At 50.4% G+C, this 22702-nt stretch carries 24 protein-coding genes and 3 pseudogenes; 19 read left to right on the forward strand and 8 right to left on the reverse strand.

Going from position 1 to position 22702, the window contains the following annotated elements; genetic code table 11:
* Positions 1-68: 68 nt before the first annotated feature.
* From silA to silC, 4 genes are all read right to left on the reverse strand, one after another.
* Positions 69-3215, reverse strand: a complete 3147-nt coding sequence (silA, locus tag M2374_RS21660; RefSeq protein WP_032620969.1) for a Cu(+)/Ag(+) efflux RND transporter permease subunit SilA — start codon at positions 3213-3215, stop codon at positions 69-71.
* Between the two features lie 10 nt (positions 3216-3225).
* Positions 3226-4518 (reverse strand): Cu(+)/Ag(+) efflux RND transporter periplasmic adaptor subunit SilB, encoded by a 1293-nt coding sequence (gene silB / locus M2374_RS21665; protein WP_000157620.1) that lies wholly within the window; start codon positions 4516-4518, stop codon positions 3226-3228.
* Between the two features lie 113 nt (positions 4519-4631).
* Positions 4632-4985, reverse strand: a complete 354-nt coding sequence (cusF, locus tag M2374_RS21670; RefSeq protein WP_008786772.1) for a cation efflux system protein CusF — start codon at positions 4983-4985, stop codon at positions 4632-4634.
* Positions 4986-5013: 28 nt separating this feature from the next.
* Entirely contained in the window at positions 5014-6399 is a 1386-nt protein-coding gene (silC, locus tag M2374_RS21675) for a Cu(+)/Ag(+) efflux RND transporter outer membrane channel SilC (RefSeq protein ID WP_038633711.1), read from the reverse strand.
* Positions 6400-6588: 189 nt separating this feature from the next.
* Between silC and silR the strand changes: the two genes are divergently transcribed.
* The 4 genes and pseudogenes from silR to M2374_RS21695 form a co-directional block, all read left to right on the forward strand.
* Complete coding sequence (gene silR / locus M2374_RS21680) at positions 6589-7269, forward strand: copper/silver response regulator transcription factor SilR (RefSeq protein WP_038633715.1); 681 nt, start codon at positions 6589-6591, stop codon at positions 7267-7269.
* Complete coding sequence (gene silS / locus M2374_RS21685; RefSeq protein ID WP_032433718.1) at positions 7262-8737, forward strand: copper/silver sensor histidine kinase SilS; 1476 nt, start codon at positions 7262-7264, stop codon at positions 8735-8737. Before silR ends, silS begins: the two co-directional genes overlap by 8 nt.
* A gap of 250 nt (positions 8738-8987) precedes the next feature.
* Positions 8988-9419, forward strand: coding sequence for a silver-binding protein SilE (gene silE / locus M2374_RS21690; RefSeq protein WP_038633721.1), 432 nt, complete (start codon positions 8988-8990; stop codon positions 9417-9419).
* Between the two features lie 253 nt (positions 9420-9672).
* Positions 9673-9921, forward strand: a pseudogene (locus tag M2374_RS21695) (transposase); the annotation flags it as partial.
* Between the two features lie 9 nt (positions 9922-9930).
* Here the strand turns inward: M2374_RS21695 and M2374_RS21700 are convergent.
* On the reverse strand, positions 9931-11082 hold the full coding sequence (locus M2374_RS21700; protein WP_259156201.1) for an IS30-like element IS30 family transposase: 1152 nt from the start codon (positions 11080-11082) through the stop codon (positions 9931-9933).
* Positions 11083-11149: 67 nt separating this feature from the next.
* On the opposite strand from M2374_RS21700, the pseudogene M2374_RS21705 reads away from it, so the two are divergent.
* Positions 11150-12043 (forward strand): annotated as a pseudogene (locus M2374_RS21705) (IS3 family transposase); the annotation flags it as partial.
* Positions 12044-12153: 110 nt separating this feature from the next.
* Here the strand turns inward: M2374_RS21705 and M2374_RS21710 are convergent.
* From M2374_RS21710 to M2374_RS21720, 3 genes are all read right to left on the reverse strand, one after another.
* Positions 12154-12603 (reverse strand): zinc-ribbon domain-containing protein, encoded by a 450-nt coding sequence (locus M2374_RS21710; RefSeq protein ID WP_223229059.1) that lies wholly within the window; start codon positions 12601-12603, stop codon positions 12154-12156.
* Between the two features lie 263 nt (positions 12604-12866).
* A complete protein-coding gene (locus M2374_RS21715; RefSeq protein ID WP_024156440.1) occupies positions 12867-13073 on the reverse strand; it encodes an AlpA family transcriptional regulator in 207 nt (68 codons plus the stop codon).
* An 89-nt stretch (positions 13074-13162) separates the two neighbouring features.
* On the reverse strand, positions 13163-13744 hold the full coding sequence (locus M2374_RS21720; protein ID WP_038633736.1) for an inovirus-type Gp2 protein: 582 nt from the start codon (positions 13742-13744) through the stop codon (positions 13163-13165).
* Positions 13745-14942: 1198 nt separating this feature from the next.
* On the opposite strand from M2374_RS21720, the gene M2374_RS21725 reads away from it, so the two are divergent.
* From M2374_RS21725 to M2374_RS21790, 14 genes and pseudogenes are all read left to right on the forward strand, one after another.
* On the forward strand, positions 14943-16046 hold the full coding sequence (locus M2374_RS21725; RefSeq protein WP_038633739.1) for a hypothetical protein: 1104 nt from the start codon (positions 14943-14945) through the stop codon (positions 16044-16046).
* Positions 16047-16212: 166 nt separating this feature from the next.
* A complete protein-coding gene (locus tag M2374_RS21730; protein ID WP_038633742.1) occupies positions 16213-17100 on the forward strand; it encodes a GTPase family protein in 888 nt (295 codons plus the stop codon).
* A 205-nt stretch (positions 17101-17305) separates the two neighbouring features.
* Complete coding sequence (locus M2374_RS21735; protein ID WP_000819262.1) at positions 17306-17707, forward strand: hypothetical protein; 402 nt, start codon at positions 17306-17308, stop codon at positions 17705-17707.
* A 96-nt stretch (positions 17708-17803) separates the two neighbouring features.
* Positions 17804-18271, forward strand: a complete 468-nt coding sequence (locus tag M2374_RS21740) for a hypothetical protein (RefSeq protein ID WP_000727137.1) — start codon at positions 17804-17806, stop codon at positions 18269-18271.
* 190 nt (positions 18272-18461) lie between these two features.
* Positions 18462-18712 (forward strand): annotated as a pseudogene (locus M2374_RS21745) (DUF905 family protein).
* Between the two features lie 115 nt (positions 18713-18827).
* Complete coding sequence (locus M2374_RS21750) at positions 18828-19646, forward strand: DUF932 domain-containing protein (protein ID WP_001234374.1); 819 nt, start codon at positions 18828-18830, stop codon at positions 19644-19646.
* Entirely contained in the window at positions 19646-19909 is a 264-nt protein-coding gene (locus tag M2374_RS21755) for a hypothetical protein (protein ID WP_038633754.1), read from the forward strand. Before M2374_RS21750 ends, M2374_RS21755 begins: the two co-directional genes overlap by 1 nt.
* A gap of 77 nt (positions 19910-19986) precedes the next feature.
* Complete coding sequence (locus M2374_RS21760) at positions 19987-20382, forward strand: antirestriction protein (RefSeq protein ID WP_051594539.1); 396 nt, start codon at positions 19987-19989, stop codon at positions 20380-20382.
* A 52-nt stretch (positions 20383-20434) separates the two neighbouring features.
* A complete protein-coding gene (gene radC, locus M2374_RS21765) occupies positions 20435-20920 on the forward strand; it encodes a DNA repair protein RadC (RefSeq protein WP_038642868.1) in 486 nt (161 codons plus the stop codon).
* An 11-nt stretch (positions 20921-20931) separates the two neighbouring features.
* The gene (locus M2374_RS21770) at positions 20932-21153 is read left to right on the forward strand and encodes a DUF987 domain-containing protein (RefSeq protein ID WP_038633763.1); all 222 of its coding nucleotides are present in this window, start codon (positions 20932-20934) and stop codon (positions 21151-21153) included.
* Positions 21154-21175: 22 nt separating this feature from the next.
* Positions 21176-21535 (forward strand): type IV toxin-antitoxin system YeeU family antitoxin, encoded by a 360-nt coding sequence (locus M2374_RS21775; RefSeq protein ID WP_038633768.1) that lies wholly within the window; start codon positions 21176-21178, stop codon positions 21533-21535.
* 48 nt (positions 21536-21583) lie between these two features.
* On the forward strand, positions 21584-21961 hold the full coding sequence (locus M2374_RS21780) for a TA system toxin CbtA family protein (RefSeq protein WP_038633771.1): 378 nt from the start codon (positions 21584-21586) through the stop codon (positions 21959-21961).
* Positions 21958-22449: a DUF5983 family protein gene (locus tag M2374_RS21785; protein ID WP_038633774.1), complete on the forward strand. Its 492-nt coding sequence runs from the start codon at positions 21958-21960 to the stop codon at positions 22447-22449. Before M2374_RS21780 ends, M2374_RS21785 begins: the two co-directional genes overlap by 4 nt.
* A gap of 29 nt (positions 22450-22478) precedes the next feature.
* Positions 22479-22673, forward strand: a complete 195-nt coding sequence (locus tag M2374_RS21790) for a DUF957 domain-containing protein (RefSeq protein ID WP_038633777.1) — start codon at positions 22479-22481, stop codon at positions 22671-22673.
* Positions 22674-22702 lie beyond the last annotated feature (29 nt).

Raw genomic sequence — 22702 nt, forward strand, 5'->3', positions numbered from 1 at the left:
TCGATTTAAACCCTGACGTCAGGGTGAATCAGTAAAGAAGGACACCCACAGGGGGTGCCCTTTCAGGTTCAGGACACGCTTTTTTTATGTCTACGCAGCCAGATTAATTTGTAGGCGGCAGGAATAATGAACAGGGACAGCAGCGGAGCCGTGATCATCCCACCAATCATGGGTGCCGCGATACGGCTCATGACTTCTGAACCTGCACCGGTTCCCCAGAGTATTGGCAGCAGACCCGCAATGATCACCGCCACGGTCATGGCTTTCGGCCGGACACGCAGTACGGCACCATGATAGAGGGCTTCATCAAGGCCTTCCGGTGTGAACGTCTCTTTACGGGACAATTCCGGGTGCGCTTCAATGGCATGACGCAGATACATCAGCATGACCACGCCAAACTCTGCTGCCACCCCGGCCAGAGCGATAAACCCCGTTCCGGTTGCGACAGACATATGGAAGCCCTGCCAGTACAGGAACCATATCCCGCCAACCAGGGCGAACGGCAGGCTCATCAGGATCAGCAGGGCTTCATCAACCCGGCGGAATGCCAGATACAACAGGATGAAGATGATCATCACCGTCATCGGCACCATCAGCTTCAGTTTCTTGTTGGCATGCTCAAGCAGTTCAAACTGTCCGGAGAATGACACGCTGGTACCCGGTCTCAGTTTCACTTTCTGACTGATCGCCGTTTTAATGTCATTAACCACCGACACCATATCCCTGCCGCGCGCGTCAATGTAAATCCAGCTGGCTGGACGGGCATTTTCCGTTTTCAGCATAGTCGGCCCGGAAACGACCTTAATATCCGCAACATCGCCCAGCGTGATCTGCTGCTTCATCGGGGTCAGGATCGGCATCTGTTTCAGGGCCTGCGGGCTGTTCCGGTAATCCTGCGGATAGCGGATATTAATCGGGTACCGGGCCACGCCTTCAACCGTCTCACCCACCATAGCCCCACCGATGGCTGATGAGATGAACAGCTGCACATCGCCCACCGTCATTCCGTAGCGGGAGGCTTTTTCCCGGTTGATATCCACATCAATGTAGCGCCCGCCTTCCAGTCGCTCTGCGAGAGCAGACACTACGCCGGGTACGGTTTTGGCGACCGCTTCGATACTCTGCGCCGTTGCATCGATATCGGACAGAACCGTTCCGGACACCTTGATACCTATCGGGCTTTTGATCCCGGTTGAGAGCATATCAATACGGTTACGGATTGGCGGCACCCAGAGGTTTGCCAGCCCCGGTAAACGGACGGTCCTGTCGAGTTCTTCAATAATCTTGTCAATCGTCATGCCTGGACGCCACTGATCCTCAGGTTTGAGCTGGATCGTGGTTTCAACCATTTCGAGCGGTGCGGAATCCGTGGCGGTCTCTGCTTTACCGGTCTTGCCAAATACAGAGGCCACTTCAGGAACGCTTTTGATTAACTTGTCCGTCGTCTGCAGGAGCGCTGCAGCTTCAGCCGGAGAGACACCCGGCAGGGTCGACGGCATATACAACAGGTCGCCCTCGTTAATCTTCGGCAGAAACTCACCGCCCACCTGGCTCAGCGGCCAGATAACGGTGAAAATGGACAAGGCCGCAACCAGCAGGGTTGTTTTTGGCCAGTGGAGAACCCGCAACAGCAATGGATGATACGCTTTGATCAGTACCCGGTTCAGGGGGTTACTGGTCTCTGCAGGAATTTTCCCCCGGATCCAGAATCCCATCAGAATCGGAATGACGATGATGGCCAGCGCGGCCGCGCCCGCCATGGAGTACGTTTTCGTGAATGCCAGCGGGCCAAACAGACGTCCTTCCTGACCTTCCAGGGTAAAGATAGGAATAAAGGACAGGGTGATGATCAGCAGGCTGATAAACAGTGCGGGTCCCACTTCAACGGAGGCATCGGTAATCACCTTCCAGCGGGTGGCGTTGTCAATCTGCTCACCAGGATGCTGATGATCCCACTCCTCAAGCCGCTTATGCGCATTCTCAATCATCACAATGGCGGCATCCACCATCGCACCGACGGCAATCGCTATCCCTCCCAGCGACATGATATTGGCGTTCAGTCCCTGGAAGTGCATGACGATAAAGGCGATACACAGACCAAGCGGCAGAGAGATAATCGCCACCAGGGCAGAACGTACGTGCCACAGGAACAGGGCACAGACGATGGCCACCACGATAAACTCTTCCAGAAGTTTGGAACTGAGGTTATCAATCGCCCGGTCGATGAGCTGGCTGCGATCGTAGGTGGTCACGATTTCAACGCCTTCCGGCAGGCTGGCCTTCAGCGTCTCAAGTTTATCCCTCACTGCCGTGATAACGTCGCGTGCATTTTTACCCGACCGCAGGATCACCACGCCGCCAGCGACTTCGCCCTGGCCGTTCAGCTCGGCAATACCACGCCGCATTTCAGGCCCGGTCTGCACGCGGGCAACATCCCGCAGATAAACCGGCACGCCGTTCTCGCCTGTTTTCAGGACGATGTTATTAAAATCATCAATGCTCTGAAGATAACCGCTGGCACGGACCATATACTCAGCTTCGGCCATTTCAACGGATGAGCCACCGGCCTCCTGGTTAGACGATTCAAGGGCCTGTTTCACTTCGGGCAGGCTGATACCATACTGAGACAGTTTTACCGGATTGACCTGAATCTGGTACTGTTTCACCACGCCGCCAACCGAAGCGACCTCAGCCACGTTCGGGATGGTTTTCAGCTCAAATTTCAGGAACCAGTCCTGCAGAGAACGCAGTTCTGAAAGGTCGTGTTTTCCGCTGCGATCGACAAGGGCATATTCAAATATCCAGCCCACCCCCGTGGCGTCCGGACCGATTTCAGAACTCACACCGGCGGGCAGTTTTCCCTGTACCTGGTTCAGGTACTCCAGCACGCGGGAACGGGCCCAGTACAGATCGGTGCCGTCTTCAAAAATGACATACACATACGAATCACCGAACTGTGAAAAACCACGCACGGTTTTTGCGCCAGGCACGGACAGCATGGTGGTGGTAAGTGGATAGGTGACCTGGTTTTCTACAATCTGCGGGGCCTGGCCGGGATAGCTGGTTTTGATAATGACCTGCACATCTGACAGGTCAGGCAAGGCATCGACAGGCGTGTTAATAATCGTCCATGTGCCCCAGATGCTGAGAAACAGGGCCCCCATCATGACCAGGAAACGGTTGGCGACAGAGCGCCGGATAATCCATTCAATCATCGTCGTCTCCTCAGTGCCCTGAATGCATATTTACAGGCTGGTCAGACATTGCTGGCATACTGCTTTCTGTTTTTTCAGGGTGGCGCATACGTTCCAGTGCGCCCGTAATATTGGCTTCAGAGTCAATGAGGAACAGGCCACTGACCACCACGGTATCGCCTTCATTCAGGCCGGAGCCGATGCCGGACTGTTGCTGTGACTCATGCAGAACGTGGATCTGTTTCGGCACAAACTTGCCTTCATCATCAACAGTAATCACGCGCTGTTCTTTGCCGGTATCGATAACGGCCTGGCTTGGTATCAGCAGCATCTCCTGGCTTCTGGTATTCAGTTTCAGATAGGCATTCATGCCCGGCTTGAGAAACTCATCCTTATTAGAAACCTGGAGACGGACCTGAAGCGTACGGGTTGTCTGATCCACGCTGGGAAGAATATTCCATTTTTCGACATGGAATGTTTTATCCGGATAAGCCGGTACCGAAATTTCAAACTGCGACGTATCTTTCAGCAGATAGGCGATAGATTCTGGCACTGCAGCGCTGATCCAGACCGGGTCCATTCCCTGAATCTGAGCCACCACCTTATCTTTCGAAATATTCATGCCGGTGCGCAGGTCAAATGCAGTAATGACACCATCAATAGGTGCTTTAATGGTAAAACGGGTCTGAATGCTCCGGGTAGAACGCAGTCTCTGAATATCCTCTTCCGGCATACCTGCCAGGCGAAGCCGTTCCAGAACGCCTTTAATTTGCGTGGAAGTACCACCGGTGCTGGATAACAGAAGGAATTCACTCTGTGCTTCCACCCAGTCCGGAATGGTAATATCGATAAGTGGCGTCCCCTTCTTCACATGATCGCCAATCGTCATGGGGTAGACTTTTTCGACAAACCCGTCAGAACGCGCCTGCACAATAACAAACTGATACTCGTTATAGCTGACATTAGCCGGGATTGTCTGAGAATAATTCAGCATTCCTCGCGTGACTTTTTGCGTTTTTAATCCCAGATTCTGAACCTGGGTTGGGTCGATACGGATCCCGCCACTGCTTTTATCGCCACTGTCATCAGCATATTTTGGCACCAGGTCCATATCCATAAAGGGCGATTTTCCGGGTTTATCAAATTTGGTATCCGGTTTCATTGGGTCATACCAGAAAAGCACCTTTCGTTCCGGTGCCTTTTGTTCTGTTTTTTCTGTCTTTTGTGCTGAGTTTACATACTGCCAGGCAGTAACCGATATCAGCCCCCCTGCTATGAGGCTGCTGATAATTATTGCAGCATATTTTATCTTTAAAGAAGCCATACAATTTTCCGCTAAAAAATCAAAACACCTGGCATATGCGCCTGACGGTTAACTCACACATATACCTATGTGAATGTACAGGCGCACAGGATGTAATCGCTCCGGACAGCCAATCAGGACTGCGTCACGTTAATGCTTTTAAGTAAAGAAATATTACCCTGCTGAATAAACGAGAAATCGACATGGTTGCCGGTTTTCAGGGCATTGATAGCGTCGTCTGCATTAACAAAAGTGAAGCGCATGGTCATTGCAGGCCAGCCCACCGCAGGGATTGCTTCGTGCGAAATGGTGATCTTTTTACTATTTATATCAATTTCTTTAACGACACCGGTGCCCTTGATAACCTGCTGTACCGAAGCATCACTGGCAGTATTCATATCGCCATGCTGATGTGTTTCAGCATGAAGACCGGCAGAAAACATGACAGAGAAGGCACCAAATAAAACGGCTTTAAGTGAATTACGCATTTTAAATTTCCTGATTAATGAAATAAATTTACTCTACCCAACCGCCACCCAGTGCGGTAAACAGATTAATTTCGTTAACCTGCCGGGAATAGGTAAGATCGAGAATGGTTTGCTGCGTAGCGAAGAGAGAACGCTCTGCATCCAGCACTTCAATGTAACTGACAGCACCACTGGAATATAATCCTCTGGCACGCTGGAGAGTTATCTGAAGTGAATCAAGATAACGCTGCTGTGACTCAAGTTGCTGGCTAAGGCTGTCGCGCAGCGCAAGCGTGTCGGAAACATCCTTAAAGGCTGACTGAATTTTTTGTTCGTAATTAACCACCGACTGTTGCTGGCGAATTTCAGCCAGCTTCAGATTGGCTTTATTCCTGCCAGCATTAAATATAGGAATTTCAATTTTAGGGATAAAATTCCACATTCCACTTCCTGACGTAAACAGGCTGGACAGCTCCGTACTGCTTGCGGAAAGACCACTGGTCAGGGTAATTGAGGGGAAAAAGGCCGCTCGCGCTGCGCCAATATTGGCATCAGCCGCTTTCAGCTGATATTCCGCTTCCATAATATCCGGTCGCTGCAGCAAAATTTGTGAAGACAGATTTGGTGGCAATTTTACTGGGGCTATCTCCCCGCCTTTCATCCCTTTTTCTGACGGAAGTGCGCGGTACGTTCCCAGCACCAGTTGCAGGGCATTGTTTGCCTGAGCCAGATCGCCTTCTCGTTTGGCTATTTCGGCGCGGGTACTTTCGATTTGTCCTCGCGCCTGTTCAAGTGCCAGAACGTTCGTACTCCCGGTCACGAGCTGCTGCTCAACGAAAGCATAGGACTGTTGATAATTTTTCAGCGTTTCCCGCGCAATACGAAGTTGTTCGTACGCCAGTTGCTGGCTGAAATAGCTTTGTGAAACGTTGGATACCAGCAGGATGTGTACGGCCCGACGGGCTTCTTCGCTGGCAAAGTAGTTCTGGCGATCAGCATCACTCATGTTCTTAAGTTTGCCGAAAAAATCGAGCTCATAACTGAACTCCAGACCTGCGTCGTACTCCTGTGTGGTCGGCTTGTCACCTTTCAGACCACCGCTGTATGTGATCCCGGATGAGGCATTCAGCTGGGGATAACGATCTGCATCCGTGACGTTGAACTGGGCCCGGGCCTCTTCAACCTTCAGTGCAGCCATTCTCAAATCACGGTTATTAGTCAGGGCTTCAGTAATCAGCCGGGTGACCTGGGGATCGACAAAAAAGTTACGCCAGCCCGTATCCTGATAGCCATTCACCGCTGGCGTCAGGCTGTTACGGGACAGTGAAAACTGCTGGGGTACCGGTGCTGCCGGACGCTGATATTCAGGCGCCAGAGAGACACAACCAGCCAGAATGAAGATTGTGCTGATGCTGAGTAGTTTTAATTTGAACATATTGCTTCTCGTCCAGGCAGACCTGGTAAATGGTTCAAATGAAGTTCAGAGTATTACCAGGGTTACTTTACAGAATGCACTCTGTTTGTCGGGTGACAGAATAATGACAATGTTGTCATTTTTACGGTAATTCGTTGATTACGATCGTGTGCGCAATAGAATGACATTAGCAGCCAGACGGGGAGCAAGATGAAAATATTGATCGTCGAAGACGAAATTAAAACAGGTGAATATCTCAGCAAAGGGCTTACAGAGGCAGGGTTCGTAGTGGATCACGCTGATAATGGTCTTACCGGATATCATCTCGCCATGACAGCCGAGTATGATTTAGTCATTCTGGACATCATGCTGCCTGATGTGAACGGCTGGGATATCATCCGCATGCTGCGCACTGCCGGAAAGGGTATGCCGGTCTTACTACTGACGGCCCTCGGCACGATCGAACACAGGGTCAAAGGACTGGAACTGGGTGCGGACGATTATCTGGTTAAACCCTTTGCGTTTGCCGAACTGCTGGCCCGGGTGAGAACCCTTCTGAGGCGGGGAAACGCGATGATCACGGAAAGCCAGTTTAGGGTGGCTGATCTCTCGATGGATCTCGTATCCAGAAAAGTCAGTCGCGCCGGAAACCGCATTGTGCTCACCAGTAAAGAGTTCAGCCTGCTGGAATTTTTCATTCGCCATCAGGGCGAGGTTCTTCCCCGTTCCCTGATTGCCTCTCAGGTCTGGGACATGAATTTTGACAGCGACACTAACGCGATTGATGTCGCCGTAAAGCGACTCCGCGCTAAAATAGACAACGATTACGGGACAAAGCTGATCCAGACTGTCCGGGGCGTGGGCTATATGCTGGAGGCCCCGGATGCATAGCAAACCTTCCAGGCGCCCTTTCTCACTCGCCCTGCGGCTGACCTTTTTTATCAGCCTGTCCACGATACTGGCTTTTATCGCCTTCACCTGGTTTATGCTGCATTCTGTTGAAAATCATTTTGCCGAGCAGGATGTCAGCGATCTTCAACAAATCAGCACTACCCTGAACCGTATACTGCAGTCCCCGGTGGATCCGGATGAAAAAAAAGTAAGCAAAATAAAGGAGTCGATTGCCAGCTACCGCAACGTTGCCCTTTTGCTCCTCAATCCCAGGGGGGAAGTGCTCTTTAGTTCAGCGCAGGGGGCGGCACTACACCCGGCCGTGAATTCCGCAGATTTTAGCGAGCACAGCCGCGCACGGGATGTCTTTCTCTGGACGGTGGAGGATCCTGCGAGACCGATGGATACCGGGTCTGAAATGAAGATGGAAACATACCGGATTATCGCCTCCTCTGGCCAGGCGATATTTCAGGGCAAACAGCAGAATTATGTCATGCTGACTGGCCTCTCCATTAATTTCCATCTCCATTACCTCGATGCGCTGAAAAAAAATCTGATTGCGATCGCCGTCGTGATAAGCCTGCTGATTGTTCTGATCATTCGCATCGCTGTCCGTCAGGGGCACCTGCCCCTTCGTAATGTCAGCAATGCCATTAAAAACATCACCTCCGAGAATCTTGATGCACGGCTGGAACCGACACGCGTTCCCATTGAGCTGGAGCAACTGGTTATCTCGTTCAATCATATGATTGGAAAGATTGAGGACGTCTTTACCCGCCAGGCCAATTTCTCTGCCGATATCGCGCATGAGATCAGAACGCCCATCACCAATCTGGTGACGCAGACTGAAATCGCACTGAGTCAGGATCGAACCCAGAAGGAACTTGAGGATGTCCTCTACTCCAGTCTTGAAGAGTATAACCGGATGACCAAAATGGTCAGCGACATGCTGTTTCTGGCACAGGCGGACAATAACCAGCTTATACCTGACAGGGTCCGTTTTGACCTCAGAGCAGAAGTCATGAAAGTCTTCGAGTTTTTCGAAGCCTGGGCCGAAGAACGCAATATCACGCTCAAATTTAACGGGATGCCCTGCCTGGTTGAGGGAGATCCACAAATGTTCAGAAGAGCGATCAATAATCTGTTATCCAATGCCCTGCGTTATACCCCGGAGGGACAGGCCATCACCGTCTCAATAAGAAAGCAGGAGAGCTTTTTTGACCTTGTGATTGAAAATCCAGGGAAACCGATCCCTGAAGAACATTTATCAAGGCTGTTTGACCGTTTTTATCGGGTGGATCCATCCAGACAACGAAAAGGAGAAGGCAGCGGCATCGGCCTTGCGATTGTGAAGTCAATCGTGGAAGCACATCACGGAAGAGTGCAGGTGGAATCAGACGTACGCTCCACGCGTTTTATCTTATCCGTGCCCAGACTGGAGAAAATGATCCCGGAAACCCAATGCTGAAAATAAAGATGTAAATGACAAAGATGTCATTAGCCTGTCATGCAGCAAACAGAAGCCATTCGATATAATTAGTGCAACTTATCAGGAAGGCTGGATTGCTTCATCAATACCCGGCGTCAGAGTACGCCAGGAAATGAATATCCAGCCCTCTTCCGGAGAAATAAACGCTGCCGAACTTGTTTCAGTTATGGAACTGAAAACACCGGTTGTACTTCCCCGGACATCACTAATTCAGAAATGGAGAGTTATCATGAAAAATATCGTATTAGCATCTTTGCTGGGCTTTGGTTTAATTTCATCGGTCTGGGCCACTGAAACCGTGAATATCCATGATCGCGTCAACAATGCACAGGCTCCTGCTCACCAGATGCAGTCTGCTGCGGCTCCTGTCGGGATCCAGGGGACTGCTCCTCGTATGACCGGTATGGACCAGCATGAACAGGCCATTATTGCTCATGAAACCATGACGAACGGCTCGGCGGATGCGCACCAGAAAATGGTGGAAAGTCATCAGAAGATGATGGGAAATAACACGGTATCCACGACCGTCCCGTCAACGTCTTACGCGGCGATGAATGAGCATGAAAGAGCAGCGGTTGCCCATGAATTCATGAATAACGGGCAATCCGGCCCACATCAGGCCATGGCCGAAGCGCACCGCCGCATGATCAATGCAGGCTGAATGCGACGGTAGTATCCGTGCTGTTACCTTTTCCCTGATAGATTTTCCTGAAACAACGTTGCTACATTTTTGCCCCCCGTCAGGGGGCTTTTTTGTCTGACTCAGCTACACTTAACCGGTACCTGTCTGAAAGGAATTATTATATGAAAATCAAAAACACCCTTTTTGTAATATTAATGTTATCCCTGCCTGAATCGCCACGGGTTTAACAGACACCTCAGAGTCATTTAAGATGGCTTAAAGAGAGGTGCCCATGAGCGGTAAGCGTTATCCCGAAGAGTTTAAAATTGAAGCAGTCAAACAGGTTGTTGATCGCGGTTATTCTGTTGCCAGCGTTGCAACACGTCTCGATATCACCACCCACAGCCTTTACGCTTGGATAAAGAAGTACGGTCCAGATTCTTCCACTAATAAAGAAGAGTCAGATGCTCAGGCCGAGATCCGCCGTCTCCAGAAAGAGCTGAAGCGGGTTACCGACGAACGGGACATATTAAAAAAAGCCGCTGTAGATTCAATCTGTCAATGCAACACCCCTTTCAATTATCTCTTTCGGTGTTTTGAACTTCAGTGTCTTTCTCGGTCTGTTGTTTAGCTGAGCAGCAACCAGATCTAGTTCATGTTGAGTATATTGGGCAAGACATGTCTTTTTAGGAAAGTACTGCCGAATTAGCCCATTTGTGTTCTCATTTGTTCCCCGCTGCCAAGGACTCTGAGGATCGCAGAAGTAAACTTTAACGCCGGTGCTGACAGTAAATTCTAGATGTCTGGCCAGTTCCATTCCTCTGTCCCATGTCAGTGATTTTCTGAGTTCTGACGGTAAACTCAGGAATTTGTCGGTAAGAGCCTGATTTACTGAGACAGAATCTTTGCCCCTGAGTCTAAGGATGATCGTATAACGTGATTTTCGGTCTACAAGTGTGGCTATATGAGAGTTTTTTGTACCTGAGACTAAATCGCCCTCCCAATGCCCCAGAGAGCGTCTGTTATCGATATTTCGGGAACGTTCGTGAATTGGTGTTCCGTTCACTATGTTAATCGTACCTCTTTCGCCTTTGCGGGTATGACGCCTGCCATGGCGAAGGCTATGCGACCGTCGCAGATGCTGTATATTCAGGTGGTGTAGCGCTTCACGGCTACGAAAGTACAGCGTTTTATAAATTGTCTCAGGTGATATTCGCAGCGTTTTTTGACGTGGTTTTGTTCGCCTTAACCATCCTGATATTTGCTCTGGAGACCATTTCATCTCCAGCTTTTCCAGAACAAGCTTTCGCAATGGTAAATTTTGATCCAGTAAGCACGGTTTTGGCCTTTTCGCCATTCTGTTGGCTCGGTTAGTAGCATCAACAGCTTTGTAATAGCGTCTGCCCCGATTACGCTGAACTTCACGTGAGATCGTCGAAGGACTGCGATTCAGCGCAGTAGCTATCGCACGAATGCTCATTTTGGCTGACAAACCAGCTCGTATCTCCTCGCGCTCAGACAGTGTCAGGTGAGCTACAGCCCGCTTACGCTCATGGGGTTTTATGCCGCCAGTATCCCTTAACATAGTGAAGATCGTTCCGGGTTTTGAACCCAGGATATTCGCTATTTCACTGAAGCCTGTTCCGTTCTTCCATAGTTCAAAAACAGAGGCTTTTTCCTCTGCTGTAAATGTTCGTCTCATTCAAAAAACCTCCGCAACCCCATGTTTTCACATAACTGTTGCGTTGACCAATTGAATCTACAGCGGCGTACTTCGCAAAGCTGTCCGACTGAGGTACGCCTTTATCCGTGACAACACCTGTTGCTGGCCTGTTCGCCTGCTCTGTCGGGTGCTGGATGTTCATCCCAGTGGTTTTTACGCCTGGCTTCAGCAGCCGCATTCACAACGCCATCAGGCAGACCTGAGGCTGACAGGGCAGATTAAACAGTTCTGGCTGGAATCGGGATGCGTCTATGGTTATCGCAAAATCCATTTGGATCTGCGGGACAGCGGGCAACAGTGCGGAGTGAACAGAGTCTGGCGACTGATGAAACGTGTCGGGATAAAGGCTCAGGTCGGATACCGGAGCCCGCGGGCACGTAAAGGCGAGGCCAGTATCGTGTCGCCCAACAGGCTCCAGCGACAGTTCAATCCGGATGCTCCGGATGAGAGTTGGGTAACGGACATAACCTACATCAGGACCCACGAAGGCTGGCTGTATCTTGCCGTGGTTGTTGATCTGTTCTCACGCAAAATTATCGGCTGGTCCATACAATCCCGGATGACAAAGGACATTGTCCTGAACGCACTGCTGATGGCTGTATGGCGGCGTAATCCCCAAAAACAGGTGCTGGTTCATTCGGATCAGGGCAGTCAGTACACAAGCCATGAGTGGCAGTCGTTCCTGAAATCACACGGCCTGGAGGGCAGCATGAGCCGTCGCGGTAACTGCCATGATAATGCGGTTGCAGAAAGCTTTTTCCAGTTGTTGAAACGTGAACGGATAAAGAAAAAAATCTACGGAACGCGGGAAGAAGCCCGCAGCGATATTTTTGATTACATCGAAATGTTTTATAACAGTAAGCGTCGGCATGGTTCTAGCGAACAGATGTCACCGACAGAATATGAAAACCAGTATTATCAACGGCTCGGAAGTGTCTAGATTATCCGTGGCGATTCAGACTGGTCTTAATGTTCACTTTTAGCGGGTGGTCAAGTCTGGAGTTGAAATATGTTCCTCTTCCATGAAGGTGAGGTTGCTGTGAGACATTGTCATTTCGCAAATTTTTCAGGAACAGTGAGAATATCAAAGAGTTTCATTTCCGTACTGTAGATATGCTGCCTGCATTCCGGACAGCACCGGAGACCATAATATTCACGCTGGCAGAGCACGCGGAAATAATCCTTTTTTGAGGGACCTGTAGATGGTGTGTCATCACGTTCCATCAGTGCATTAACTGCCTGCTCAAAAGCTGATACTGGTTTCTCTTGGGGAATGGCCTGATACTCGCACTGTCTTAACTTAAGTTCTTCAGCTTCTTCCAGGTCATGTTCAAAATAACCGCCGCTGTCATGCGTCCAGCGTAGTCTCAAAGGATTGTTGCAGGAGCAGCAATACCAGCGTTCCCGTGAGCGAGGTGTTAAATCTCTGGTATGAATAACTTTGCCCATGTGGTTCAGGGCGGTACGAATGATGCGAAATTGCATATTGTGAATCGTCATAATAATGGTCCTTTGCCGGACGACGCGCAGGCGTCATTCTTCCCGTGGAGGGCAGACGTGCATGCGGTATCCGGAATTAAATGAAATGAGGTCAGGGGCATGGGAATAAGACGTGGGTTAAATCAGGCAAAAGGTTTCAGCGAAATGCCGTAGCGGTGGACAGGGCCATCCGGTAACAGAACGGACAGGGCGTCACACCGCAGAACTGGTGTCTGCATTTGTCACATATCCAGCGTGGAGGAATTGTCGTAGCGTACATGAGGTCAGCCTCTGGAGTCGGTGATACGCTGCTGTAGCCAGGCTTCCACTTCGCTTTCAAGCCAGCGGGAGCTACGCCCAAGCTTAATGGGTTTTGGGAATTCACCCAATGAAATCAATTTGTAGAACCATTTGTCGGTTAAGCCGGTGAGCTGTGTAATGAATGCCATATCGACAAACTTATCGTTAAGCAGGCTGGTTGGTGTGGTCATCGTTTTTTCTCCGTTGGTGATAAGGGAGAAGAAGCCAGGTATTCGAATGGTGCAGACTTCTTCAAACGATGACGCACTGGCGTAATTTTTTAGCCGATAACGCGACTCCGGGGTCTGCCTGTTACGGACACTACCGGGACTGCGCTGACTCTGTAAATCCGGCGCTCTGTACGCTGCGACTGTTTACCCAGATAGCTCAGGATGTACTGCATACCTTCCCTTCCTCTGCGATCTGAAAAGTTGATTACTCGTTCACCTCGCACCCGGTAATGTCCCTTAGGCTCACACCGGTGCGCGTAGCCTTCTCCGTCCGTAATGTCCTCCCACAGCAACTGGATGGATTTCCAGAAGCACCAGGCCTTCCGGTGGCTCTGACCATTGATATAAAACGCCGCATGAATGTGGTAACGGTGATCTCCCCCATATTCCATTACCCAGGCATATCCCTCCAGACCAGATATCTCTGCGCATTGCTCAGTCAGCCATGTCATCTCAGCCACCAGTTGATGAATATCACCATACGCGTATGAATCAGAGTTTTTCCTGTATGCAAAATCCACCCGAAGCAGGAGTAATTTCGAATGACAGTCAAATAACCGGTCCTGATGGTTAAATAATACTGACTGAAGAGAATAGTCTGGTTTGTGGTTTGAGTTGATTACGTATTCCATGATAAATATCCCATAACAGTTATTGGTCATGAGATTACAGGAGAGATTAATTTTTTATGCAGAATACCGATTCAGGTTGTCAGCCATGAAAGTATGTTATTGCGTATCATTTTTCACATGTACTGTAACAGTAATTTCTTATTGTAAAATGGAATGAATGTTCATCACACTGGAAAGTCTGACAATCATTATGCTTTACGGCAAAGAATAAACAATGATGTTAGTAAACATTGAACGTACCGGGATGTCTGAAAAGAAATCATCATCCGGTAGACGAAGAAATGCTGTACTTACTGAAGAGTCATTATTCCTAGATACAAAGGTGTAAGCAGTTGGACAAGTAACCCTTCTTTATAAAATAACACTAATAACCTTAATGTTTCTTTTCACACAATCAGTAACCTCCAGAGAATACGCTCACCACGCAGGTTTAAGTTATTCACGCCATGGTGTTCTAATATCATTAGAACACCATTCCTGTCTTCCCCGACTTGATACCTGTACAGCAGGCATGTGCTCATGAAAGATTTGTATACGCATACTTTTTGACTCCCGGAACGGGTCACCCTGCCACTGTAATATTTACTGCAATAGTATTTTGCCGTTATTTATGCCGGTACGGGGTTTATTTTCTGATTACTCCCCCGGTATTTTCAGGCACAAAAAACGTGGAAGTAAGAGAGTAATTATTGGTTACTCAGGAAAAACATTCCATGCGCGGCCCGGAAAACATGAAAAAAGGTAAATTCATGACGGGCTAACGTATTTATTTTCGAGGGGAAACCGCATTCTCCCCGGCGATAACAATCAGACCACAGAATGCTCTGCAACTGGATGACAGGATAAGATACTCCCTGACCAGGTAAACACAGTCGGAAAAACAGTCTCGCTGTAAGACGCTGATCGGAAGTAACGGAACACCCTCAGTCGCCTGAAAAGACAGTCAGAATCGTTTTCACCTTAAAATCATGTCATAACAATCTGAAACAACAGAAAAAAACAAACACACAAAAAACGACAAACAAATTATATATAATTCATTTAATTCAATGAATTAAGAGGCAATCATAAGCTCTGAATAATGCTTAAAAGGCTATGTTTTACCATGCCGGTTCTGTGATCTAATCACTCTTAATTCAGAGCTTTATACGATATAATTCGGAGGTATAAAAACAGAACCAGTATTCGGGAGAGCAGAATGAGAAGGGACGGACTGAATGATTTTTATGAAGTGAACTTTCTGAGGTTAAGGGAGATAGATGCCACGTATCCATCGGAACCCATACGTTACGCGGACCTGGCTGACATATACAGCTTCATCAGCTTTAAAGATGCAGAATGTGAAAAAATACCGTCTGATAAACTTTCCACTAAAAAAAGAAAAACACAGGTAACAGACGGCTACGCATGCAATCTTTTGTCGGACATTCTTAAATATGAGAATTCATTACGCCCTGGCTCATCCCGTTCTCTCGCAGGAACACATAAATATTTGAAGCTTCATTGCGAAGCAACCCCAGAATATAAAGAAGAACTGAAGAGAAATCTTATTCATAAAGAAGATGTGCTACTTAAAATTCAGACTGAATATAACAAAATAAAAAATAAAGCATCCGGAAAAATCACAATAATCCCAATCAGCTTTCACCTCAACTGCAAGACAAATGGAATACTTGAACACATCATCGATGACTTAACCATAATTAACATAGCCTTTTCCTCGATGATGAGTAAAATAAAACATCGCACAATGTACAGCCGGATAGCCGGACATGTAAGACTGGGCATGCTGGACGAGAATTTTGAGCCTTTCGCCCATGTGTTATTTTTTATTCAGGACGGGGCTGTCAGTCATGACTTTATCAGGGAAATTATTGAGGTCTGGTACTCTTTCATCCCTGAAGACATTGAATGCCTGGTGGGTGTTTCTGGTTTTGACTTTAATTTCTTACTCAACTTCCAGCGTGAAGTCATCAACAAACAAAAAAGTTCTCCCACGCCAGGAGGAATAGACTTTTTCATATCCGACATACTGAATCCGTTCCCTGATGTCACTGCACCTGGCTATCGGCGTCATGAACCCTGCACATTATTCTCCCGTCTGCTCAGAAGAACAGAAAGGGAAGATAACATCAACAGACCCCACCGACGACGTCTTGCTGACAGGGAGGCAGAAATCAGTGCGACTAAAAAAAAGAGTGGTTATGACAAACTGAAAAACACACCAGCAATTCACAGGGAATATTTTTTAAGAATTGCAAAAAAAATCAACAAAATTCCTTTTATGCGTACCATAAACTGAATCAACATATCTGTGGGGGGCGCTCGCCCCTGCTGATATCTGGATTAAATGCTATATCCGCATTTTTAAATTTTTCTCAGTTATATATCACCTCAGTGAATTCCCTCCCGTTTACGTCAGTCAGGCCATCCATCCGTGATGGCCATTTTATTATGCCGAGGCTTATATGAAACATCCTTCGGGCTATGCCCTTATCCGTCGCCATCTGCGGCGCTATCCCCGTATTCTGCGGCAGCATCTTCTCCGGGAGCTCAGCCGCCTCGTCGCGTATGAACCCGTGATTGGCATCATGGGCAAGACCGGCGTCGGCAAATCCTCGCTGTGTAATGCGTTGTTCCGGAGTGAAGTCTGTGCGGTGAATGCCGTGGAGGCCTGTACCCGTCAGCCTCAGCGTGTACGTCTGCGCTTCGGTAACCATTACCTGACGCTGGTGGATTTACCCGGTGCGGGAGAGAGCATCAGCCGTGACAACGAATACCGTGAGCTGTACCGCGAACTCATGCCACAACTCGATATGGTGCTGTGGGTGCTCAAGGCCGATGACCGCGCATTCTCGGTGGAAGAGCTTTTTTATCAGGAGGTATTCGCACAATACAGCGGACCGCTGCCACCGGTGTTATGGGTCCTCAACCAGGTGGATAAAACCGAACCTGCAGCGCACTGGAACTGGTTATCGGCGCAGCCATCAGCATTGCAGGCTGAACGTATTATACAGAAACAACAGACCGTGGCCCGTCAGATGGGAACCGCAGAGACGAATATTCTTCCGGTGTCAGTCAGGGGGCGGTACCACCTTCCCCGTCTGGTGGAGGCGATGATTACCCGTCTCCCAAAGCAGGCCCGCAGCCCGCTGGTGCCTCACCTGCAAAGCGGGTACCACACCCCCGGCATTATCACTACCGCCCGCAACAGCTTTGGCGATGCCGTGGTGGAAGTGATTGACGCGGTCATCGACCAGGCCCCGTTGCCGCAGGTTGCACGTTGCGCGCTCCGGACAGTCACACACACCGTGGCCCGTGCTGCCCGGACCGTCTGGTCCTTCTTCTTTGGCTGACTTCCGCATCGATAAGCCTGTCTTCCGTTTCGATAAATAATCTGGCTCTGTCACGATCGATTTTGTCGATCGACCCGATCGGTTTTATTCATTGTTCATGATGAATTTCCGGTTATAGAATCCCTCAGGGATACTGTATTCAGCCATTTACTGATTAAAAATCAATGCGATGAATTGCAGGAATGCCTTCATCCGGAGAAAAGTAATGAAAAGGTTTTTTATGGCGCTGACCGCCAGTCTGTTGTTCACCTCACTTCCCTCCCTGGCCGGCAGCGATATGCCCGTTAAAGTGGAGGTCAGCCATGCCGGCCATGAGTGCTATGGCTGCATCTATGTCACCGTGACAGCAAAAACCGACACCGTTCTGATAAAGAAAATCGATGTTAACCGGGGAAAATGTCCGATGCTGACACACCGAAAAATAGCCTACAGGGGCCGGAATGTGGATGGCTGGTGGCCCACAGATAAACCGTTCACACCCCGTAAAATGACCTTCGCTGAGAGTGTCTTCTGGAAATTTGGTCACACTTTGGATTTTGGTAAAGCCTGCAATTTTGTTGAGGCCCGGGTGTTCACCGATCAGGGCACATTCACCGTCAGCCAGTGATATCGCCAGTATCACTTATCAGCCCTCTTTCTTAACGCGTCTCAATGTCTTCAGGAGAGACCCGTATCGTCTTAACCATCACCCTCAGGGAATACTATGAAAAAGAAAATACTGCTTTTCACTCTTCTGATATCTGCTCTGACTCCGGCAGTGTCACAGGCCTTCGGTAACCGTGATACCTGGGCCAGCGGCTGGGGTCAGGGCGTGTCTGAGTTTGTAATTCTGGGGAAAGGACAGTCACAGCTTTACCTGACCTGCGAAGACACCGGCTCACAAGCGGCCACCCTGACCTTCACCGACGCAAACGGTCATCAGGTCAGGATGGATAACGGCCAGTCGCTGGACATGAAAATTGACGATGAGGAGCCTGTCAGCGTCAGTGACAGCGAGTCACATGTGGGCTCAGACAACGTGGCATGGGCATGGGATAAACTGCGCACCGGTAAGCGGGTCATTGTGTCCGGGGAGGGCGTAAAGGCAGCCGTGTTTACGCTTAACGGTGCGGGGAAGGTCCTTCCCGCGTTCGGGGACAGCGGCTGTCTGCCGAAATATGCCCTGCCGTAATAAAGACAGGTAACGCCTTTTTTCTGAATTCATTCACGCTCACGACAACAGGAACCTCAGTCCATGACGCATATCCCGGTTCAGGCAGCACACACCCGCCAGCCCTGACCACTGCATCAGTATTTCACACCGCCGACGCCCTGCTCATTTGAGCGGGGCGTTTTCTTTTGTTTCTCATCAGGGATCAGATATGCAGACCACTGATAATGCGTCGCTGCCACCCGGCCCCTTCACCCGCCGACAGGCGGAAGCCATGGCCGCACGCTATCTCAACGTCACCGTCGAAGACGACCAGGGCCCCATTTTCGTCTGGTCATCCGCGACTGCCGTGGCATGCTGATATGGCGGGACTGGAATTTTGCCCCGCAGGCCGGAGAGATGCTGAACCGCTATCTCATCAGCGACGGTATTCCTGTGTCACCACAGCCACTGAGCCACTGAGCGGCGAAGTCCTGCTCATTTTTCAACAGAACACAGTCCCCCACAGGCCATGCACCTTCCGGAGCATGGCCTTTCTGCTTTTATGCCCTTTAACCCGATATCAGAGGTATTAACCATGCGCTTAGCCAGCCGTTTTGGTGCGGCCAGTCTCGTACGCCGCGACCGCCCACTGACCCGTGATGAACTGGCACACTATGTGCCCAGCGTATTCAGTGAAGAAAAGCACGAATCACGCTCAGAACGTTATACGTATATCCCGACCATCACACTGCTTGATAATCTGCAGCGGGAAGGCTTCCAGCCGTTCTTTGCCTGCCAGACCCGCGTTCGCGACCTGAATAAACGCGACCACACAAAGCACATGCTGCGTCTGCGGCGTGAGGGGCAAATCACCGGCAAACAGGTCCCCGAAATCATCCTGCTTAACAGCCACGACGGCTCCAGCTCATACCAGATGCTGCCGGGCCTGTTTCGCTTTGTCTGCCAGAACGGACTTGTCTGTGGCGAAACCTTTGGTGAGGTTCGCGTACCGCACAAGGGGAATGTGGTGGATAAAGTCATTGAAGGGGCTTATGAGGTGCTGGGGATATTTGACCGGGTGGAGGAGAAGCGGGATGCCATGCAGTCACTGCTACTTCCTCCGCCGGCACAACAGGCGTTTGCCAGAGCCGCCCTGACGTACCGCTTTGGGGAAGAGCACCAGCCGGTGACGGAAGCACAGATTCTGTCTGCGCGACGCTGGCAGGATGAAAGTTCCGACCTGTGGACCACCTACCAGCGTATCCAGGAAAACCTGATTAAAGGCGGTCTGCCGGGCAGAACAACGAAAGGTAAACGGGCCCACACCCGTGCGGTTAACGGCATTGACGGCGACGTGAAGCTCAACCGCGCCCTGTGGGTAATGGCGGAAAGCCTGCTCGGGAGCCTGAAGTAATGCAGTGTATTCCTGGCGGCGTGATTCAGGTTTCGCCACATCCGTTCTCCCTGATCAGTGAGCAAAGCTGCCGCTCCATCTCTGATGACGACCTGTGCGCCTGGTGCTCTCACCTTCTTTATCGTCCCGGTGAACTCAGCCAGTGCGGCATAAGTATCCCTGAGGGGCACTGGCCTTCACGCTGTGATGATGATGGCTATGTGCAGTTCTGTCCGTCACTTTGTCACAACAACCCACATGAAAATACAAAGGAAATCAAATGAACAACATACTCACCCTGACCAGTCCGGTGACTGAATCTCTCACCTCACCACGTACTGATACAGACCGCATCGAATGCATGCCCGTACCCGATGAACAGCGTGCCGCCTTCTGGCCGCAGCAGTTTGGCAGCATACCGCAGTGGATAACCCTTGAACCCCACATTTTTGGCTGGATGGACCGGTTTTGCAGGGACTACAGCGGCGGGATATGGAATTTCTTTACCCTCAGCAATGGCGGTGCATTTATGGCCCCGGAGAACGAAAACGATGAGAAATGGACACTGTTTAACAGCATGAACGGTAACGGCGCAGAGATGAGCGCTGAGGCTGCCGGAATAGCCGTCTGCCTTATCGCTTACAGTCATCACGCCTGCCGCACCGAATGCAATGCCATGACGGAGCACTATTATCGCCTGCGGGACTATACCCTGCTGCACCCGGACTGCCACGCAATTATGCGTATCATTGATTAGGGGAATAACCATGACGAATCCGGCCCCCTTACCCACGTCATCGCAGCCTGATATGTTCCCGTCACTGACCTCACCACACCAGGAAGTCCCCCTGTCCCCGTATGCCCGGCGAACGTTACGGCGGGCAATGAACCTGCTGGAGCGCCAGTTGCGTGAACCCGGTGTGGCCTTCACCTCCGCCGGTGCCACCCGGGACTGGCTGCGTCTGCGCCTGGCAGGGGAAGAGCGCGAAGTGTTTATGGTGCTGTTCCTCGACAACCAGAACCGCCTCATTGCCCACGAGATACTGTTCACCGGCACTATCAGTCATACCGAAGTCCATCCCCGGGAAGTGGTGAAAGCCGCCCTGAAACATAACGCAGCCGCCGTCATCGTTGCCCATAACCATCCGTCAGGCCTGGCGGAGCCCAGCCAGGCTGACCGCCGCCTCACGGAACGTCTTAAGCAGGCACTAGACCTGGTGGATATCCGCCTGCCGGACCATCTGGTGGTTGGCGGCATGGAAGTAGTGTCATTCGCTGAACGCGGCTGGCTGTAAGGAGAGCAGCGATGAAGATTATCAGCAAACGTCAGGCGATGGCGCTATATCGCCAGCATCCTGAGTCCAGGCTGTTTCGCTTCTGTTCCGGAAAATACGCCTGGTCCGGCAGCGTCTGCCACTATGCAGGGAAGGAGGTCCAGGATATCAGCGGCGTCCTGGCCGTGTTCGCTGAACGTCGCCAGGACCGCAACGGCCCGTATGTCGTTCTGCGCAGCGTCACCCTCAGTTAACTCATATTCAAGGAGCACGACCTTGTTGAATAAAACACTGCCGGCAAATCATCATATTTCTGAACCGTGGTGGGGACTGAAACGTAATATCACCCCGTGCTTCGGTGCACGGCTGGTACAGGAAGGCAACCGGCTGCATTATCTGGCCGACCGCGCCAGCATCACCGGGACATTCACCGACGCGGATTTGCGCCATCTCGACCAAGCGTTTCCGGTACTGCTGAAGCAAATGGAACTGATGCTGGTTTCCGGCGAACTCAGTCCCCGCCATCAGCACTGCGTCACGCTGTATGCAAAGGGACTGACCTGCGAGGCTGACTCACTCGGATCGCATGGCTATATCTATATAGCGATTTATCCGACACCATCAGTAACGTCATAACCCCCGCAACACCTTTCTTTTTACCCCTTCAACAACGAGATACCCCTTATGCAAACACAACCCGTATCCCCGGCACGGGAGGCTTCTCCACGTCTGTCACCCGTGGAGATTTGGCAGCGACTTCTGAGCCACCTGCTGGATCATCACTACGGTCTGGCGCTAAACGACACGCCGTTTGGCAACGACGACGTGATTCAGGAGCACATTGACGCCGGTATTTCCCTGTGTGATGCCGTCAATTTTATCGTCGAAAAATACGATCTGGTACGCACTGACCGTTACGGATCCAGCACTACAGAGCAGTCACCGCTTATCAGCAGTATCGATATTCTCCGCGCCCGTAAGGCCTGTGGACTGATGACACGTAACGGCTACAGAACGGTGACAGATATCACTACAGGCAAATACAGCAAGATGACCCGATGAAGCTGTCTCTCAACGTGGAAGCTGATGCCATCAACGTTCTGGCCCTCAACATGGGGCGTATCGCAGTGGATGTCGATGGTATTGAATTGTCCGAACTGATCGCCGCGGTAAACCAGAACGGCTGCTCACTGCGGATCGCGGATGAACCTGGGAAGATCGCCGTTGAATTCCCACGGCCCCCTTTTACATCATTACCGGGGATGTGCTGCAGTACTGCGCACCTCACGGAGGAAGACAATTCACTGTTGTACGCCCTGTCACATCAGCGCGAAGACTTCGGCGAGTCGGAATGGATTATGTACACTGGTTCAGATTATCTGATTCGCCTGTATGCCTGGTCGTTTCCGGTATTACGGCTCAAACGCCTCGGACTGTCGAAAGCCTGCCGCCGGTTAGTGATAACGCTTATCCGTCGCTACGCCGTTGGCATTGTTCATCTGGATGCCTTTGGCGAAGTGCTGCCCGGCTTTGACGTTTTCGACTGGTAACCCCACCTCAATCACCACAAGGTTTTCACATGCCAGAATTAACCACTGAAACCGCTCTCGATATTTTGATTTGCTTGCTGCAGGACAACATCTGTTGCGACAACGGGATTATCTTCGATAACGACGAAGTAAATACCGATTCAGCCGTGCTGTTGCCATGGATTGAACAGGCACTCAGGGATGTTCGCGATCTTCAGCGTCTGCAGCAGACCAGTACAGATTAATTACCTGTCCGTACTCATCACTTACCCAT

Origin of the sequence: Citrobacter sp. JUb117, assembly GCF_024809055.1 — a bacterium.
GTDB classification, from domain to species: domain Bacteria; phylum Pseudomonadota; class Gammaproteobacteria; order Enterobacterales; family Enterobacteriaceae; genus Citrobacter; species Citrobacter gillenii.

What these genes read in the sequence shown, in the direction of transcription:
- M2374_RS21755 (WP_038633754.1), top strand. Translation starts at nt 19,646, where the DNA reads ATGCAGTGTATTCCTGGCGGCGTGATTCAGGTTTCGCCACATCCGTTC.
- M2374_RS21740 (WP_000727137.1), top strand. Translation starts at nt 17,804, where the DNA reads ATGAAAAAGAAAATACTGCTTTTCACTCTTCTGATATCTGCTCTGACT.
- M2374_RS21725 (WP_038633739.1), top strand. Translation starts at nt 14,943, where the DNA reads ATGAGAAGGGACGGACTGAATGATTTTTATGAAGTGAACTTTCTGAGG.
- silR (WP_038633715.1), top strand. Translation starts at nt 6,589, where the DNA reads ATGAAAATATTGATCGTCGAAGACGAAATTAAAACAGGTGAATATCTC.
- silA (WP_032620969.1), bottom strand. Translation starts at nt 3,215, where the DNA reads ATGATTGAATGGATTATCCGGCGCTCTGTCGCCAACCGTTTCCTGGTC.
- M2374_RS21770 (WP_038633763.1), top strand. Translation starts at nt 20,932, where the DNA reads ATGAAGATTATCAGCAAACGTCAGGCGATGGCGCTATATCGCCAGCAT.
- M2374_RS21785 (WP_038633774.1), top strand. Translation starts at nt 21,958, where the DNA reads ATGAAGCTGTCTCTCAACGTGGAAGCTGATGCCATCAACGTTCTGGCC.
- M2374_RS21760 (WP_051594539.1), top strand. Translation starts at nt 19,987, where the DNA reads ATGCCCGTACCCGATGAACAGCGTGCCGCCTTCTGGCCGCAGCAGTTT.
- M2374_RS21710 (WP_223229059.1), bottom strand. Translation starts at nt 12,603, where the DNA reads ATGACGATTCACAATATGCAATTTCGCATCATTCGTACCGCCCTGAAC.
- M2374_RS21715 (WP_024156440.1), bottom strand. Translation starts at nt 13,073, where the DNA reads ATGACCACACCAACCAGCCTGCTTAACGATAAGTTTGTCGATATGGCA.
- silS (WP_032433718.1), top strand. Translation starts at nt 7,262, where the DNA reads ATGCATAGCAAACCTTCCAGGCGCCCTTTCTCACTCGCCCTGCGGCTG.
- M2374_RS21735 (WP_000819262.1), top strand. Translation starts at nt 17,306, where the DNA reads ATGAAAAGGTTTTTTATGGCGCTGACCGCCAGTCTGTTGTTCACCTCA.
- cusF (WP_008786772.1), bottom strand. Translation starts at nt 4,985, where the DNA reads ATGCGTAATTCACTTAAAGCCGTTTTATTTGGTGCCTTCTCTGTCATG.
- M2374_RS21790 (WP_038633777.1), top strand. Translation starts at nt 22,479, where the DNA reads ATGCCAGAATTAACCACTGAAACCGCTCTCGATATTTTGATTTGCTTG.
- silE (WP_038633721.1), top strand. Translation starts at nt 8,988, where the DNA reads ATGAAAAATATCGTATTAGCATCTTTGCTGGGCTTTGGTTTAATTTCA.
- M2374_RS21700 (WP_259156201.1), bottom strand. Translation starts at nt 11,082, where the DNA reads ATGAGACGAACATTTACAGCAGAGGAAAAAGCCTCTGTTTTTGAACTA.
- silC (WP_038633711.1), bottom strand. Translation starts at nt 6,399, where the DNA reads ATGTTCAAATTAAAACTACTCAGCATCAGCACAATCTTCATTCTGGCT.
- M2374_RS21780 (WP_038633771.1), top strand. Translation starts at nt 21,584, where the DNA reads ATGCAAACACAACCCGTATCCCCGGCACGGGAGGCTTCTCCACGTCTG.
- M2374_RS21750 (WP_001234374.1), top strand. Translation starts at nt 18,828, where the DNA reads ATGCGCTTAGCCAGCCGTTTTGGTGCGGCCAGTCTCGTACGCCGCGAC.
- radC (WP_038642868.1), top strand. Translation starts at nt 20,435, where the DNA reads ATGTTCCCGTCACTGACCTCACCACACCAGGAAGTCCCCCTGTCCCCG.
- silB (WP_000157620.1), bottom strand. Translation starts at nt 4,518, where the DNA reads ATGGCTTCTTTAAAGATAAAATATGCTGCAATAATTATCAGCAGCCTC.
- M2374_RS21720 (WP_038633736.1), bottom strand. Translation starts at nt 13,744, where the DNA reads ATGGAATACGTAATCAACTCAAACCACAAACCAGACTATTCTCTTCAG.
- M2374_RS21730 (WP_038633742.1), top strand. Translation starts at nt 16,213, where the DNA reads ATGAAACATCCTTCGGGCTATGCCCTTATCCGTCGCCATCTGCGGCGC.